This is a genomic window from Kitasatospora sp. NPDC059648 (assembly GCF_042734825.1).
Classification (GTDB): Bacteria; Actinomycetota; Actinomycetes; order Streptomycetales; family Streptomycetaceae; genus Kitasatospora.
On the sequence record NZ_JBHWDU010000010.1, the window covers coordinates 65,704 to 80,956 of the forward strand.

At 73.3% G+C, this 15,253-nt stretch carries 14 protein-coding genes and 2 pseudogenes; 9 read left to right on the forward strand and 7 right to left on the reverse strand.

Features of this window, described 5'->3' with window-relative positions; genetic code table 11:
* Positions 1–199 precede the first annotated feature (199 nt).
* Both ACFV1W_RS09075 and ACFV1W_RS09080 read left to right on the forward strand, forming a co-directional pair.
* Positions 200–1,555, forward strand: a complete 1,356-nt coding sequence (locus ACFV1W_RS09075; RefSeq protein WP_380414515.1) for a diacylglycerol/lipid kinase family protein — start codon at positions 200–202, stop codon at positions 1,553–1,555.
* Positions 1,552–2,139: a phosphatase PAP2 family protein gene (locus ACFV1W_RS09080; protein WP_380414517.1), complete on the forward strand. Its 588-nt coding sequence runs from the start codon at positions 1,552–1,554 to the stop codon at positions 2,137–2,139. The genes ACFV1W_RS09075 and ACFV1W_RS09080 overlap by 4 nt, the downstream gene beginning before the upstream one ends.
* Before the next feature lie 87 nt (positions 2,140–2,226).
* On the opposite strand, the gene ACFV1W_RS09085 is transcribed toward ACFV1W_RS09080, so the two are convergent.
* Positions 2,227–3,081, reverse strand: coding sequence for a sigma factor (locus ACFV1W_RS09085; RefSeq protein WP_380414519.1), 855 nt, complete (start codon positions 3,079–3,081; stop codon positions 2,227–2,229).
* Positions 3,082–3,348: 267 nt separating this feature from the next.
* Between ACFV1W_RS09085 and ACFV1W_RS09090 the strand changes: the two genes are divergently transcribed.
* The 5 genes and pseudogenes from ACFV1W_RS09090 to ACFV1W_RS09110 all read left to right on the forward strand — a co-directional run bounded on the left by ACFV1W_RS09090 (position 3,349) and on the right by ACFV1W_RS09110 (position 8,316).
* On the forward strand, positions 3,349–3,792 hold the full coding sequence (locus ACFV1W_RS09090) for a protease inhibitor I42 family protein (RefSeq protein ID WP_380414521.1): 444 nt from the start codon (positions 3,349–3,351) through the stop codon (positions 3,790–3,792).
* Between the two features lie 520 nt (positions 3,793–4,312).
* Positions 4,313–4,861, forward strand: coding sequence for a hypothetical protein (locus tag ACFV1W_RS09095; protein WP_380414523.1), 549 nt, complete (start codon positions 4,313–4,315; stop codon positions 4,859–4,861).
* A 73-nt stretch (positions 4,862–4,934) separates the two neighbouring features.
* Positions 4,935–6,251, forward strand: coding sequence for a sensor histidine kinase (locus tag ACFV1W_RS09100; RefSeq protein ID WP_380414525.1), 1,317 nt, complete (start codon positions 4,935–4,937; stop codon positions 6,249–6,251).
* Positions 6,215–6,871, forward strand: a pseudogene (locus ACFV1W_RS09105) (LuxR C-terminal-related transcriptional regulator). The gene ACFV1W_RS09100 and the pseudogene ACFV1W_RS09105 overlap by 37 nt, the downstream one beginning before the upstream one ends.
* 146 nt (positions 6,872–7,017) lie before the next feature.
* Positions 7,018–8,316 (forward strand): YhgE/Pip domain-containing protein, encoded by a 1,299-nt coding sequence (locus tag ACFV1W_RS09110; RefSeq protein WP_380414527.1) that lies wholly within the window; start codon positions 7,018–7,020, stop codon positions 8,314–8,316.
* A 10-nt stretch (positions 8,317–8,326) separates the two neighbouring features.
* On the opposite strand, the gene fdhD is transcribed toward ACFV1W_RS09110, so the two are convergent.
* The 4 genes and pseudogenes from fdhD to ACFV1W_RS09130 all read right to left on the reverse strand — a co-directional run bounded on the left by fdhD (position 8,327) and on the right by ACFV1W_RS09130 (position 10,593).
* The gene (fdhD, locus tag ACFV1W_RS09115; RefSeq protein ID WP_380414529.1) at positions 8,327–9,223 is read right to left on the reverse strand and encodes a formate dehydrogenase accessory sulfurtransferase FdhD; all 897 of its coding nucleotides are present in this window, start codon (positions 9,221–9,223) and stop codon (positions 8,327–8,329) included.
* Positions 9,224–9,299: 76 nt separating this feature from the next.
* Entirely contained in the window at positions 9,300–9,767 is a 468-nt protein-coding gene (locus ACFV1W_RS09120; protein ID WP_380414531.1) for a GreA/GreB family elongation factor, read from the reverse strand.
* Positions 9,768–10,271: 504 nt separating this feature from the next.
* Positions 10,272–10,346, reverse strand: a pseudogene (locus tag ACFV1W_RS09125) (DUF397 domain-containing protein); the annotation flags it as partial.
* Positions 10,339–10,593: a Scr1 family TA system antitoxin-like transcriptional regulator gene (locus tag ACFV1W_RS09130; RefSeq protein WP_380414686.1), complete on the reverse strand. Its 255-nt coding sequence runs from the start codon at positions 10,591–10,593 to the stop codon at positions 10,339–10,341. The pseudogene ACFV1W_RS09125 and the gene ACFV1W_RS09130, both read right to left, overlap by 8 nt.
* Before the next feature lie 174 nt (positions 10,594–10,767).
* Between ACFV1W_RS09130 and ctaD the strand changes: the two genes are divergently transcribed.
* Positions 10,768–12,471 carry a cytochrome c oxidase subunit I gene (ctaD, locus tag ACFV1W_RS09135; RefSeq protein ID WP_380414533.1) on the forward strand — a complete coding sequence of 568 codons (1,704 nt, stop codon included), beginning with the start codon at positions 10,768–10,770 and terminating at the stop codon, positions 12,469–12,471.
* Positions 12,468–12,869, forward strand: a complete 402-nt coding sequence (locus ACFV1W_RS09140) for a cytochrome c oxidase subunit 4 (protein ID WP_380414535.1) — start codon at positions 12,468–12,470, stop codon at positions 12,867–12,869. Before ctaD ends, ACFV1W_RS09140 begins: the two co-directional genes overlap by 4 nt.
* Here ACFV1W_RS09140 and ACFV1W_RS09145 read toward each other — a convergent pair.
* Both ACFV1W_RS09145 and ACFV1W_RS09150 read right to left on the reverse strand, forming a co-directional pair.
* Positions 12,829–14,595, reverse strand: a complete 1,767-nt coding sequence (locus tag ACFV1W_RS09145) for a cytochrome b N-terminal domain-containing protein (RefSeq protein WP_380414537.1) — start codon at positions 14,593–14,595, stop codon at positions 12,829–12,831. The two genes, ACFV1W_RS09140 and ACFV1W_RS09145, sit on opposite strands and share 41 nt — an antisense overlap.
* Before the next feature lie 171 nt (positions 14,596–14,766).
* On the reverse strand, positions 14,767–15,240 hold the full coding sequence (locus tag ACFV1W_RS09150; RefSeq protein ID WP_380414539.1) for a nucleoside deaminase: 474 nt from the start codon (positions 15,238–15,240) through the stop codon (positions 14,767–14,769).
* Positions 15,241–15,253: the final 13 nt, after the last annotated feature.

The following is a 15,253-nucleotide window of genomic DNA, read 5'->3' on the forward strand; positions in this document are numbered from 1 at the left end:
CTCGCCCCGGAATTGTTTTTGGACATTCTGGCCAGCCCTGCCGCCCTTCCCGAACCGGCCGTGCCGAGCCGTCCGTTGACCGCTGCGCCCCGTTCGGCGCGCCCCGGGCGGCCCGTCCGGTTACGGTGGGTCAACCGGAGGGGTCGGCCGGTCGTCCGGAGGGGTCGACCGGCGGGAACGAGCGGACGAGGGCGGGCTGATGAGCGAAGTGGTGGACCGGCGCCGGCCGCGCCTGCTCGCGCGGCTCGCACTGCTGTGCGCGCTGGCGGCGGTGCTGGTGCTCGTCCTCACCGGCCCGCACGGGCTGCTGGTGCTGCTCGCCGAACTCGTCGGGCTGGTGCTGATGGCCGCCGGAGCCTGGTGGGCGATCACCCGCCGGGCCCTGCCTCGGATCGCCGGCGCGGCGCTGGCCGTCGCGGCGCCGATCGGTGTCATCGTGCTCGCCTACGCCGCCGAGGTGCTGCTGCTCGCGGTGATCGGTCTGGCCCTGTGGCTGGTCGGGCTCGGCTGTGCCCGTGCCGCGCTGCGGGCCGCCCGGCCGGCCCGGCCGATGCCGGTGCGGGAGGCCCCGCCGCCGCGCCGACCGGTGCTGATCATGAACCCGAGGTCCGGTGGCGGGAAGGTCGAACGCTTCGACCTCGTCCGCCGAGCCGAGGAACTGGGCGCCCGGGTGGTGCTGCTCGACACCTCCGACCCCTCACAGCGGCAGGACGTCGCCGAGCTCGCCCGCCGGGCCGTCGCCGAGGGCGCCGACCTGCTCGGCGTCGCCGGGGGCGACGGCACCCAGGCACTGGTCGCCGCCGTCGCCGCCGAGCACGACCTGCCGTTCCTGGTCGTCTCCGCTGGCACCCGCAACCACTTCGCGATGGACCTCGGCCTCGACCGTGCCGACCCCGCCACCTGCCTGGACGCCCTGCGCGATGGCGTCGAACTCGTCGTCGACCTGGGCCGGGTGGGCGACCGGACCTTCGTCAACACCGTCTCCTTCGGCGCCTACGCCCAGATCGTGCAGAGCCCCCAGTACCGCGACGCCAAGACCGCCACCGCCCTGGACACCCTTCCCGACCTGCTGGTGGGCGACGGCGGCACCCGGCTGACCGCCCAGGCCGACGACCACCGCATCGAGGCGCCGCAGGCCCTGCTGGTCAGCAACAACCTGTACGCCGCGCCCGACCCGGTCGACCTCGGCCGCCGCCCGCGCCTGGACGGCGGCGTACTGGGCGTCCTCGGCATTCGCGTCGACAGCGCCGCCCAGGCGGCCGAACTCGCCCTGCTGGGCGAGCGAGCCGGCGGGCTGAAGGTGCTGTCGGCGCGCCAGGTCACCGTGCACGCCGACGCCCCCGAGATCCCCGTCGCCGTCGACGGCGAGGCGCTCACCCTGCCGACCCCGGTCGTCTGCACGCTGCGGCACCGCGCCCTGCGGGTGCGCGTCCCGCGCGACCGCCCCGGCGCGGACCCGGCCCAGCAGGCCCGTGCCCGCCGGTGGGACTGGCGGGACGTCACCCGCCTCGCCCTGGGCCGTACGGGCCCGTCCCGGACGGGTGGCCACTCATGACCGGCCGCGTCACCGGCCGTCTCGTCGGCCGCATCGCCGGCCCGGTCCTGCACGACCTCGCCGCGCTCGACGGCGCGGTGTACGCCGCCGTCGCGGCGACCGACACGCCCGCCCTCGACGCGGGCCTGCGGGCGCTCTCCCGGGCCGCCGACCACTCGAAGATCAACCTCTCCATCGCGGCGGCCCTCACCCTGGGCCCCGGCCGGTGGCGCCGCGCCGGACAGGCCGGCGCGGCCTCCGTCGCCGTCGCCTCCCTCACCGCGAACGTTTTCGGCAAGCACCTGGTCCGCCGCCCCCGCCCCGACCGCGAGGCGGCGCGGGTGGTGGTCAACCGGCACGTGCCGATGCCGGTCTCGGCCTCCTTCCCCTCCGGCCACACCGCCTCGGCCTTCGCCCTGGCCACCGCGGTGGGCACGCTCCTGCCCGCCGCCGCCACCCCGCTCACCCTGCTCGCCTGCGCCGTCGGCTACTCCCGGGTCCACACCGGCGTCCACTACCCGGGCGACGTCCTGGCGGGCGCCCTCCTGGGCAGCACCTGCGCCGGTGTGGTGCTCGCCGTGGGGCGGCGGTGGGTGGCGCGTTAGGTGTCGCCGGTCGCCGGTGCTCCGCCCTGCGGCGCACGCGCCACAAGGCCGGGCTGAGCTCGTCGGACCGGACTCGGGGCCGGCGCGTCACCATCGGGGGAGGGCGTCGACGTCGATCGCGGCCAGCCGCCGCGGGTCCAGCAGAAACTGGACGCGGCTGATCCGGCCCGCCCGGACGGCGAAGCCCAGCACCGCGGTCGGCACGCCGTCCCTGGTGACCAGCGCGCCGGGGGAGCCGTTGACCAGCACCGCGGTGAACGCCGGTCCGCCCTGGCAGAGCGTCACGGCCCGCTGTGCCACCTGCTGGGCGCCGCGGAGCGGATGCCAGCCGTCCGCGTGCAGCGCCGCCTCCGGTTCCAGGGCGGCCGCCAGCGCCGCCGGGTCGCCGTCCAGCACCGCCGCGCAGAAGGCATCGACCAGCCTGCGGCGTACGGCGGGGCTGCCCTCGCCGTCCGCCTCGCGCGCCTCCTGCACCCGGCGTCGGGCCTGCTCGGCGAGTCTGCGGGTGTCCGCCGTGGTCCGCTCCAGGACGGTCGCCACCTGGTCGACGTGCAGCCGCACCAGGTCCTGCAGCACGAAGGCGACCCGCTCGGCGGGGGCCAGCGCGTCCAGCGCGACCAGCAGGGCGAGGCCGACCGGGGCGCTGCGGCCGGGCTCGCCGGACGCCTCCGCTTCGACCACCGCATCCGGCAGCCGCAGCCCTTCCTGTCCTGCCTGCCCCGGCCGTGCGCCCAGGAGGTCCAGACAGACCCGGCTCGTCACCACCGTCAGCCAGGCGGCCAGGTCCGTCACCTCCGCCGGATTGATCCGGGCGAGCCTGGCCCAGGCCTTCCGCACGGCCTCCTCGGCTTCGTCGAACGACCCCAGCAGCGGGTAGGCGAGGGCGAGCATCCGCGGCCGAAGGTGCTCGAACTGGCCTGCCTGCCGCTCATGGTCGGGCACGGTCACACTCCTCGGTCCGGGGGCGCGTCGTCGTGGCTGGACCTTACTCGGAGATCCCGGTTGATCACACCGGGTGGTGCTGACGGAATATCGCGCCCGCTCCGCCGGTGGTCGGCCGACCCCGGTCTCCTCACCGGTCGGAGGCCGTGCGGCTGCCGTTATGCTGTCCGGCGATCTTGTGCGGCACGGCGGGGTATCGGGGGATGGGCCATGGGGTCGGACGGCGTCGGGGGCGGTACTCGCCCGCGGAAGCGGACGTGGCGCCGGGTGCTCGTCGCGGTGGTCGCCGTGCTGGCGCTCGCGGGCGCGGCGGGTGCGGTGGCGATCCACCGGATGACCACCGGGAAGCTCGACCACGGCACGGTGTTCACCGCCACCTCGGGTGAACTCGTCGTCAGACCGGGCCAGTTGTTCTCGATCGAGGTGAGCGCCCACCGGTCGTGGGGCGACGTCTGGACCGTCGCCGAGGCTCCCGATCCCGCCGTGGTGCAGAGCGTGGGCGCCGAGTACGTCCGGAACTTCGGCCTGTCGGACCTGACCGGTGCGGTCGGCGCGGACTCCGGCGGCCATTTCGACTTCGTCTTCCGCGCCGCCCAGCAGCCGGGCCGGACCACCGTCGCCCTGCACGTCGACTACCGCGACAGTCTGGGCGGGACGTTCTCCGGCGGCCCGGAGCAGACCAGGCGCCAGTTCACCGTCCGGGTCGGCTGAGCCCTCTCCGCTGCGCCCGCTTCCGAGCCTCGGGGAAGGCTCAACACACATGGACGGTGTGAGGCCGCCCGCGCAGTGCTGATCGGCCGGCCTGGCCGGGGGTGGGTCCAGGCCCACCCCCGCCCGGGGTGCAGCTGGATTCCGCCGACGGTCCGTCCTCCCTAGATTCGATCACGAGCCGCCCGGAGCGGGGCGGGCGTCAGGTGAGGGCCGGGATCGGGGAGGACGTCGTGCGGGGAAGGGCGCGGTCGGGGCAGGGACCCCGGCCGGAGGTGGCGGAGGGGGCGCCCGCGCTGCGGTTGGCGGGGCTGCGCAAGCGGTTCGGGGCGCACACCGCCGTGGACGGGGTGGACCTCGTGGTGCCGAGCGGTTCCTTTGCGCACTCGGCTCCAGCCTGTACGGCCTGGACGCGGGCGCCCTCTGGCTGACCCTGGTCGCCCCCGGAGCCGAGCGGATCGACGTCCGGGCCCGGCAGTGGGCCTGGCTGCTGGTCGTCGGCCCGGCCGCCCTGCTGCTCACCGTGGCCGCCACCCTCGCCGGCCCCGACGGCCGGGCCTGGCCCTGGCTTCTGGCCACCCTGCCCGCCGCCGGCGTCGTCCTGGCCGGCACCCTGCTGCACAGCGCGCCGCTGCGGTGGGCGGGGACGGCGGTCGGCCTCGGTGCCGGGCTGCTGTACGCCCGGTGGCTCGGCCGGGCGGCCCGGCACCGGCTGGGGACCCGGGGGCCGGAGCTGCTCGACGTGATGCGCAAGGGCGTTCGGCGGGGGACGGAGCCGGACCGCTCGCCCGAGGAGCAGGAGCGGCGGGCACGGCTGGACGCCCTGTCCCGCCGCCGTACGGCGCTCGCCGGGCTGCTGGTGACGGCCGGGGTGCTGAGCGTCGCCCCGCAGGGCGTGGTGGCGCTGGGGATGTCGCTGCTCGCACCGGCGAACCGGAGCTGGTTCCTGGCCCTGTACCTGCCGCAGGGCTGGCAGGTGCCGGTGGCGGCGGGGTTCGTCCTGCTGGGCGCGGTCTGCTTCTTCGGGGTGCACCGGCTGATCCGCGCCAAGCACGCCGCCGAGCGGGAGTAGGAGCGGGGGGTGGGCCGGGCGGACCCACTGCCATCATGATCGTCCAGCATTCGACCCGGCCCCGGGAGGTCCCGTGAGCACCCCGCAGTCCCGAGGCGCCGAGGCGCTGCGCAGCGCCGTCCGGGCGCTCGGGCGCCTCGCCGTCCTCACGCTCCTCGTCCCGGTCGGGGCGCTGCTGGCCGTGCTCTACCTGGCCTCGTTCCTGCTCTGGGGCTGCCTCGGGATGGTCCCGCTGTTCCCGGCGGTCACCAGGCTGGTCCGCTCCCTCGCCGACGCCGCCCGGTGGGCCTCCGGCCACTGGTCGCAGGTGCCCGTACCGGTGCCCTACGTGCCGCTCCCGCCGCTGGAACGCACCCTGCACGGCTGGTTCTGGACCGGCCACGACTACCACAAGAGCCGCTGGTTCGCGTCCTTCGCCCGCACCCTGCGCTGGCTCTGGAACGACCCGGCGACCTGGCGCGACGCCGGCTGGCTGCTCGCCGACCCGCTGGTCGGCGGCGCGATCGCGGCCGCGACCCCGCTGCTGGCCGGCTACGGCCTGTACGGGCTGGCGCAGCCCGTCCTGCCCCAACACGGCCTCGGATACGGTCTGTTGCCGCTGCCCGGCCTCCTCGGCCCGCTCCTCGGACTCGTCCTCGTCCCCGCCGGGCTCGCCCTCGCCCGGCCCGCCCTGCACCTTCACGGCCGGTGGACCCGCACCCTGCTCGGCCCCACCGAACGCTCCCGCCTTGCCCAGCGGGTCGAGCAGCTCACCGAGATCCGGCTCGACGCCACCGAGGCCCAGGCCGCCGAACTGCGCCGGATCGAGCGGGATCTGCACGACGGCGCCCAGGCCAGGCTGGTCGCGGTCAGCCTCCGGCTCGGCGCGGTCGTGCCGCTGATCGACCGCGATCCGGAGAAGGCGAAGCAGGTGGTGACGGACGCCCAGGAGAACGTCACCCAGGCGCTGCAGGAACTGCGCGACCTGGTGCGGGGCATCCACCCGCCGGTGCTCGCCGAGCGCGGCCTGGCCGAGGGGGTGCGGGCGCTCGCGCTGGACGTGCCGCTGAAGGTCGAGGTACGGGCCGAACTGCCCGGCCGGGCCGAGGCGCCGGTGGAGTCGGCGGTGTACTTCGCCGTCAGCGAGGCGCTCACCAACGCGGTCAAGCACGGCGACGCCCGGCACGCCACGGTGGAACTCACCCACGCGGCCGGACTGCTGCGCGCCGAGGTGACCGACGACGGCACCGGCGGCGCCGACCCCGTCGGCGGCAGCGGCCTGCGGGGCATCCAGCGCAGACTGGCGGTGTTCGACGGTACGCTCACGCTGACCAGCCCCCCGGGGGGCCCGACCAGGCTGATCATGGAGTTGCCGTGCGCGTTGTCCTCGCCGAGGACCTCGTCCTGCTGAGGGACGGACTGGAACTGCTGCTGAGCGCCCACGGCCACGACATCGTCGCCGCCGTGGAGAGCGGGCCCGAACTGGCCGCCGCCCTCGCCGAACACCGCCCGGACATCGCCGTGGTCGACGTCCGCCTGCCCCCCACCTACTCCGACGAGGGCCTCTAGGTCGCGCTCGCCGCCCGTCGCGAACAGCCCGGCCTGCCCGTCCTGGTCCTCTCCCAGCACGTCGAACAGCTCTACGCCCGCGAACTGATCGCGGACGGCGCCGGCGGCGTCGGCTACCTGCTCAAGGACCGGGTCTCCAAGGCCGACCAGTTCGTCGACGCCGTCCACACCGTCGCCGCGGGCGGCACCGTCATGGACCCCCAGGTCATCGCCCGCCTCCTCGCCCGCAACGCCTACGACGAGCCCCTCGCGATGCTCACCCCGCGCGAACGCGACGTCCTCGCGATGATGGCCGAGGGCCGCTCCAACGCGGCCATCGCGGGGCGCCTCCACTTCAGCGAGGGCGCGGTCAGCAAACACACCTCCAACATCTTCGCCAAACTCGGCCTCGGCGCCTCCGACGACGACAACCGCCGCGTCCTCGCCGTCCTCGCCTACCTCGACGGCACCCGCCAGGCGTAGACAGCCAGCACCCGCGTGCCCGGCACCAGCCTCGGCGAGGACGCCGACCGGGTGAAGCGGGTTTGACCGCCACGCGCCCACGGAACGACTTCCCGCCGTACCTGCAGCGGCACGGCACCGGCCCGTGCCCGGAACCGAGGGGTGGCATGGCGAGCGCAGGCTCCCAGGGGGCTCACCGGCAGGCGAGGGCACTGGCGCTCGCCCGGAAGCCGAAACTGTGGCTCTTCCCGGGCATCCTGTGCGCCCTGGTGGCCGTGGTGCTCTCGCTGCTCTACATGGGCGGCATCGTCAACCCGAACGGCAACCTGCACCGGCTGCCGATCGCCCTGGTCAACGCCGACCGGGGCGCGCCGCCGCCCGGGCAGCCGGTGAACTTCGGCACCCAGCTGACCAGGGCGGTGGTGGCCGGCACACCCGGCGAGACCGTCGACTGGAAGCAGACCGACGACGCGGGCGCCCACGACCTGATCGCCTCCGGCAAGGTCTACGCCGCGCTCTTCGTCCCCGAGGACTTCACCGCCGCCGTCACCGGACTGACCACCGGCCGCGCCACCGGCCGGCCCACCCTCACCGTCCTCACCAACCCGGGCCTGGGCAGCCTGGGCGCCTCATTGGCCTCGCAGATCGCCCAGGGGGCCGCCCACCAGGCCTCGCTCGCCGCCGGCAGGCAACTCCTGGCCGCCGTACCCGCCTCGAAGGCCTCCGGACCGGACGGCGGCGCCACCGCCCGGCTGCTGCTCGCCGACCCGTTCGCCGTCACCACCAAGGCCGGACCGATCGGCAGCCACAGCGGGCTCGGCCTGAGCGCCTTCTACTACACCCTGCTGTCCGTCCTGAGCGGCTTCATCGGCGGCAACATCATCCACAACGGCGTCGACGGCGCGCTCGGCTACAGCGACAGCGAGATCGGCCCCTGGCACACCCGCCGCCCGACCGTACCGATCAGCCGCACCCAGACCCTGCTGCTCAAGATGGTGATGACCGCCGGGATCATGCTGCTCACCACCTCGCTGGTGCTGCTCTGCACGGTCGGCATCCTCGGCATGGACGCCCCGCACATGGGGATGCTCTGGCTCTTCGCCTACTGCGCCAGCCTGGCCGTCGGCCTCGGGGTGCAGGCCATCAACGCCGCTTTCGGGGGGATCGGGCAGCTGGTGTCCATGTTCGTCTTCATCGCCCTGGCCCTGCCGTCCTCCGGGGCGACCGTCCCGCTGCAGGCGGTGCCGGGCTTCTACCGCTTCCTCGGCGCCTTCGAGCCGATGCGCCAGCTGAGCGACGGCATCAGGGCGATCCTCTTCTTCGACGCGCGCTCCGACGCAGGACTGGCCCGCGGCTGGACCATGATCGCCGTCGGGGTGGTGCTGGCCCTGGCCTTCGGCTTCGGGATGACCCGCTACTACGACCGCAAGGGCCTGCACCGCTGGACGCCCCAGCCCTCCGACTAGCCCCGACCGGCTACGCGCTGTCCCGGGAAGTGTTCCCCGGGGCGGTCTCGACCCGGTCCGTTCCGGTCGCGATCCGCTCCGTACCGGTCTCGACCCGGTCCGTGCGGGTGTAGACGTTCATCGAGTCGCCGCGCAGGAAGCCGACCAGGGTCAGGCCGCTCTCCTCGGCGAGGTCCGCCGCCAGGGAGGAGGGCGCGGAGACGGCGGCGAGCATCGGGATGCCGGCCATCACGGCCTTCTGGACCAGCTCGAAGGAGGCCCGGCCGCTGACCATCAGCACCGTGCCGCGCGCCGGGAGCAGGCCCTCGCGCAGCGCGTGGCCGACCACCTTGTCCACCGCGTTGTGCCGGCCCACGTCCTCGCGCAGGCAGAGCAGCCGGCCCTCGGCGTCGAACAGTCCGGCCGCGTGCAGGCCGCCGGTGCTGTCGAAGACCTTCTGGGCGGCGCGCAGCCGGTCGGGCAGCGCGGAGAGCAGCTCGGGGGTGACCCGCAGCCCGTCCTCGGCGACGCTCCACGGCGCGGTGGTGCGCACCGCGTCCAGGCTGGCCTTGCCGCACAGGCCGCAGGAGGAGGTGGTGTAGAAGTTGCGCTCCAGCGAGGCGTCCGGGGCGGGTACTCCGGCGGCGAGCACCACGTCCACCACGTTGTAGGTGTTGCCGCCGTCGGCGGTGGCCCCGGCGCAGTAGCGGATCCCGGCCAGGTGGTCGGCGGAGTGCAGCACGCCCTCGCTCACCAGGAAGCCGGCCGCCAGGTCGAAGTCGCTGCCGGGGGTGCGCATGGTCACCGTCAGCGGACGGCCGCCGACCCGGATCTCCATCGGCTCCTCGGCGGCGAGGGTGTCGGGGCGGTGCGAGGCGGTGCCCTGGCGCAGTCGCAGTACCCTGCGCGGAACGGTCACTCGGCCCATCGTCGTCGGCTCCTCGGGTTCGGTCCGGTGTACGGATGAATCCTCCCCCGTGGCGGCGACCGGACCGTCGGCGGGCCTACCGGTCGTTCCCGACCGCCAGCACGACCGCGCTCGCCGCACCGCCCGGCGTCTCGTAGTTCACCGTCTCCCCGGCGTGGCGGCCCAGCAGTGCCTGCCCCAGAGGGCTGTCGTAGGTCACCAGGGTCATCTCCCGTTCCTCCGCCAGCTCGGAGATCTCGACGGTCTCCTCCTCACCGTCCGAGAACCGCACGGTGACGGTCGAGCCCACCCCGATCTCCTCCGTCGACGGCGCCCCGGCCGCCTCGGCCTCCCGCAACCGCCCCTCCAGCTCGGCGATCCGCCGGTCCAGCCGCGTCACGTCGGAGGCCCGCTGCAGTTCGTCGGCGGCATCCGCGGGATCCCCCGCCGGATCGTCCTTCCGCAGCGTCGCGGCCACCTCCCCCCGCTCCACCCGCAGCTGCGCCAACTCCTCGCGCACCGCCCGCATCCCCTCGGCACTGATCGGTTCCGGCCCACCGCTCATCACAAGCTCCCGGGTCTCTCACGGGACGTTGAAACACCGGCCGTCTCTCATTACCCCACCCCACCCATTACCCCACCCCACCGCGCCCCCGGCAAATCCTCCGCGTCGTCGCCCCGGTTTCGGCGAACCGGTTCGCGCGGATACGGCCGTCCGGCACAATGACCCGCGCGGCTGCTGGAGAAACTCGGTACGCAGCAGGACGGGCGGATCGGGCCGCTGTTGCGGCTGGCCGCCGGGCGTGAGGCTGCCGACGCCGCTCCGGACGTGGGGGGAGGACCGGGCTGAGGAAGCTGCTCGGGGTGCCGTGCCAGGAGACGGAGAGGGCTTCCCTGGCCCGCGTGCAGGCCACGAACAGCAGGCCTTCGCTCTGCGGAGCGAAGGCTCACCGGCGTCAGTTGGCGTGGTGGTCGAACTCGCCTTCCTGGGCGGCTCGGAGGAACCTGGCGGGGGGGTGGTACGGACTGTGACCTCGCCGTCGTCGGACTCGCGTAGCTCGACCAGTCCGCCAGCGGAGCGCACCTCGACGCATTCGTCGTTTGCGGCGGAGTAGCTGGACTTTCGCCACACAGAACTATTCACGCTTGCTTTCCATTTCCTTCTTGATGGATCCGATGAACTCTCGGGTTTCCTCCTCCGAGAGCGCGCGTGCCTCGAACCGGGCGAGCAGGGATCGGAACCTGGCCATGTGCGCCGGGGCATCAAAGATCCGGGCGCCAAGGCTCGTGTCCACCTGCTCCGTATCCGGCTCGGGGATCACTCCCCCGGCGCAGGTGAAGCTCTCGCTGGAGCCTGGCATCGCACCGACATCGAACGGGACTACTCGGATTCTCCGACTGGAGTCCTACCACTCCGAGAGCAAATGGCATGAGCGTGCGCTCTTCTGGGGTGAGCGGCGGCGCGGGGCCCCGGGGGGGGGGGCGCCGGGGGCCCCCGGCACCCCCCCCCCCACCGCCGCTAGGGTCCCGCCGGGGGGCGTCATCGGCTCCATCACGGAGGTTCCATGAGTGCGTCCGACACGGCCGCGCCGCCGCGCACCCAGGCGAGGGTGCGACGGGGCAGCAGACTGCTCGGCTGGCTGTTCACCACCGACCACAAGGTGATCGGCAACCTCTACCTGGTGACGGCCTTCGGGTTCTTCCTGGTGGGGGGCCTGATGGCGCTGCTGATGCGGACGCAGTTGCTGGGTCCCGACACCGGGTTCCTGTCGAACGAGCAGTACAACCAGATGTTCACCATGCACGGCACGATCATGCTGCTGCTGTTCGCCACCCCGACCTTCGCGGGCTTCGCCAACGCGATCATGCCGCTGCAGATCGGCGCCCCCGACGTGGCCTTCCCCCGGCTGAACGCCTTCACCTACTGGGCCTTCCTGCTGGGCGGGCTGACGGTGCTGAGCGGCTTCCTCACCACGGGCGGGGCCCCCGCCTTCGGCTGGTTCGCGTACGCGCCGCTGAACGGCCCGGCGCACTCGCCGGGGCTGGGCGGGGACCTGTGGGCGCTCGGCCTGGTGGTGGCCGGGCTCGGGACGATCCTCGGCGCGGTCAACTTCATCACCACCATCACCTGCCTGCGGGCGCCGGGGATGACGCTGTTCCGGATGCCGATCTTCACCTGGAACGTGCTGTTCACCTCGATCATGGTGCTGCTGGCCTTCCCGGTGCTCACCGCCGCCCTGCTGCTGCTGGAGGCGGACCGCAAGTTCGGCGCCCACGTCTACGACCCGGCCAACGGCGGGGCGCTGCTGTGGCAGCACCTGTTCTGGTTCTTCGGCCATCCGGAGGTGTACATCGTCGCGGTGCCGTTCTTCGGCATCGTCACCGAGATCATCCCGGTCTTCAGCCGCAAGCCGATGTTCGGCTACTACGGGATGATCGGCGCGACCGTCGCCATCACCTCCCTGTCGATGTCGGTGTGGGCCCACCACATGTTCGCCACCGGGCAGGTGCTGCTGCCCTTCTTCTCGATGATGTCCTTCCTCATCGCGGTGCCCACCGGGGTGAAGTTCTTCAACTGGATCGGGACCATGTGGAACGGCTCGCTGTCCTTCGAGACCCCGATGCTGTGGTCCATCGGGTTCCTGGTGACCTTCCTGTTCGGCGGCCTGAGCGGAGTCCTGCTGGCCGCGCCGCCGATCGACTTCCACGTCACCGACAGCTACTTCGTGGTGGCCCACCTCCACTACGTCCTGTTCGGGACGGTCGTGTTCGCGACCTTCGGGGGCTTCTACTTCTGGTGGCCGAAGATCACCGGGAAGATGCTCGACGAGCGGCTCGGCAGGGTGCAGTTCTGGATCCTGTTCGTCGGGTTCCAGACCACCTTCCTGGTGATGCACTGGCTGGGCGCCCAGGGCATGCCCCGGCGCTACGCGACGTACCTGGCGGTGGACGGCTTCACCACGCTCAACGTGGTCGCCTCGATCGGCGCCTTCCTGCTCGGGGTCTCCAATCTGCCGTTCTTCTACAACGTCTGGATCACCACCCGGCACGGCACCCCGGTCGAGCAGGACGACCCGTGGGGCTGGGGCCGCTCACTCGAGTGGGCCACCTCCTGCCCGCCGCCGCACCACAACTTCCGGGTGCTGCCCCGGATCCGCTCCGAGTCGCCGGCCTTCGACCTGCACCACCCCGAGGTGCCGGCGGAGGAGTCGTCGAGCACTTCCGGACAGTCGCACGCCGGCCGGACCGGAGAGGAGGACGGGCGATGAAGGCCGAGGGATGGCTGTTCACCGTGATGACGGTGTTCTTCGCGGTGACCGGGCTCGTGTACGGACTCTGGGCCCGGGAACCGGCCGGCAAGGCGATCCTGACGGTGGCGTTCCTGATGTCGGCGCTGGTCGCGCTGTTCTGGTTCGTCCAGCACCAGCGGAAGGGCGGCGGACGGCCCGAGGACCGCAAGGACGCCGAGATCGTGGAGAGCTCCGGGTCGAAGGGCTTCTTCCCGCCCCGCAGCGGCTACCCGGTGCTCACGGCGGTGGGCGTGACGGTGTTCGCGCTGGGCCTGGTGTACGCCCTGTGGCTGATCGTCTGCGGGGCGGTGCTGCTCGGCTTCGCCGTGTTCGGCTTCATCTTCCAGTACCACGACCGCGGCGACGACGGGGCCTGAGCCACCCGAACAGCCGGCCCAGCGGCCCGCGTCCCCTCGGGTGCGCGGGCCGTTCGACGGCCGGCCCCGGGGGGTGCACCGGATCGGCCAGGACGGCCGTGACGGCGCGGGACTCCTGCTCGGAGGCGGGCAGCTCGACCAAGTCGCCGTGGTACCAGGAGCCGAGCGCCGCCCGGACCCGCTCGGGGCGCGGCGCCCCGGGCCGCGGCTCGTCTGGCCGCGGCGCGTCCCGGACCAGCATCACGTACCGCTCGGCGGCCGGGACCGGCCGGTGGTGTCCGTCGAAACCGCCCTCGATCGACTGGTCGATGCGGCCGGTCTCGTCGCCCTCCAGCAGCCGGCGGCGGTCCCGGGCCTGGAGGGCCAGGCAGAGCCGGCGGGCCACCACGAAGGCGAGCGGCGGCGCCAGGACGAACGCCGCCCGCAGCGCCCAGGTCAGCGAGTTGACCGAGACTCCGAAGTAGTACGCGATCACGTCGTTGCCGCCGGCGACGAGCAGCACGGTGTAGAAGGCGACCCCGGCCGCCCCCAGCCCGGTGCGGACGGGCTTGTTGCGGGGCCGGTCGCACAGGTGGTGCTCGCCGCCGGCCGGGGTCAGCCAGCGCTCCGCGAAGGGGTAGGCGTACAGCCCCGCGAACAGCAGGCCGGGCAGCACCAGCGCGGGCAGGAAGGCGTTCCAGGAGACGGTGTGCCCGAGCACCCCGGTCTCGACGGCGGGCATCAGCCGCAGGGCGCCCTCGATGAAGCCGATGTACCAGTCGGGCTGGGCGCCCGCCCCGACGACGTCGGGCCGGTAGGCACTGTAGCGCCAGATCGGGTTGATCTCCGCGAGCATCGCGGACAGCGCCAGGATGCCGCCGACGGTGAACGCCAGGCCGGTGGTGCGGGTCAGGAACTGGGGGAAGAACGGGTGCCCCACCACGTTGCGGTTGGTGCGGCCGGGCTCGGCCCACTGGGTGTGCTTGAGCACCACCACCAGGGTCAGGTGGGCGCCGATCAGCGCCAGCAGCAGCCCGGGCACCAGGAGGATGTGCACGGTGAACAGCCGCGGGACGATCGCGTGTCCGGGGAACTCGCCGCCGAAGACGAAGAAGCTGAGGTAGGTGCCGACCACCGGTACGGAGAGCAGGACGCCCTCGGCGATCCTCAGCCCGGTCCCGGAGAGGGAGTCGTCCGGCAGCGAGTAGCCGGAGAAGCCCTCCAGCAGGGCGAGGGCGAACATGGTCACCCCGATCACCCAGTTCAGCTCCCGCGGCCGGCGGAAGGCACCGGTGAAGAACACGCGCAGCAGGTGGGCGCAGATCGACGAGGTGAACAGCAGGGCCGCCCAGTGGTGGATCTGCCGGATCATCAGGCCGCCACGCACCTCGAAGCTGATCCGCAGCGTCGAGGCGTAGGCCTCGGACATCCGCACCCCGCGCAGCGGCAGGTAGGGGCCGTGGTAGTCGAGGTCGGTCATGCTCGGGATGAAGAAGAAGGTGAGGAAGACCCCGGTCAGCAGCAGGACGACGAAGCTGTACAGCGCCAGCTCGCCCAGCAGGAACGACCAGTGGTCGGGGAACACCTTGCGGAGCAGTTCCCTCCCCGCCTCGGCCAGCGGGAGCCGCCCGTCGACGGCGCGCACGGCGCGCTCGCCGCGCGTCGGCCCGGCCGGGGGCGTGCCCACCCGCTCGTCGCGGTCCGACAGGCCGTCCGGAGACGGGTCGGTGCCCTGGTTTCCGTCCATAGCGGGCAACCTAGTGCGAACCGCCCCGTCCGGGCGCGCAGGCCGTCGCGATCCTCCCTCCGAGCGAGCGACGGAGCACCCCATCGGAGCAACCGGTGGCGCCCGGGGCGGCGGGGACGGCGGTCGGCCCCGCAGCTCCCGGGAGCTGCCCGGCCGACCGCCGGGCCCCGACTACCCCCAGTAGCCCACGTGGACCGCGGAGGCCTCCTCGAAGAGGAACGGGCCGGACACCTCGACCGTGTTGCCGCCGGCCGCGAAGACCGTCCGGCAGGGCAGTTCGAGCACCGGCTCGTCCGGGTCCACGCCCGCGATGGCGTTCAGCTCGGTGGCGGCGAGCGCGTACACGACCCGGCGGATGCCGCTCCAGTAGATGGCGCCGGCGCACATCGCGCAGGGCTCGGTGCTGGAGTAGAGGGTCGCCTCGGCGAGCTGGTGCGGCGCCAGGGTGCGCGAGGCCTGGCGGACCAGGTTGGTCTCCGCGTGGGCGGTGACGTCGTGGTCCGTCAACACGGTGTTCTCGGCCGTGAGCAGGACGGTGCCGGACGGGTCGGTGAGCAGCGCGCCGAAGGGGTGGTTGCCGTGGGCGCGGGCGGAGGCGCCGATCTCGATGGCGGCGAGCAGGAGGGCGGGGGAGTGGTCGGCCATGACTGTTCTCTCC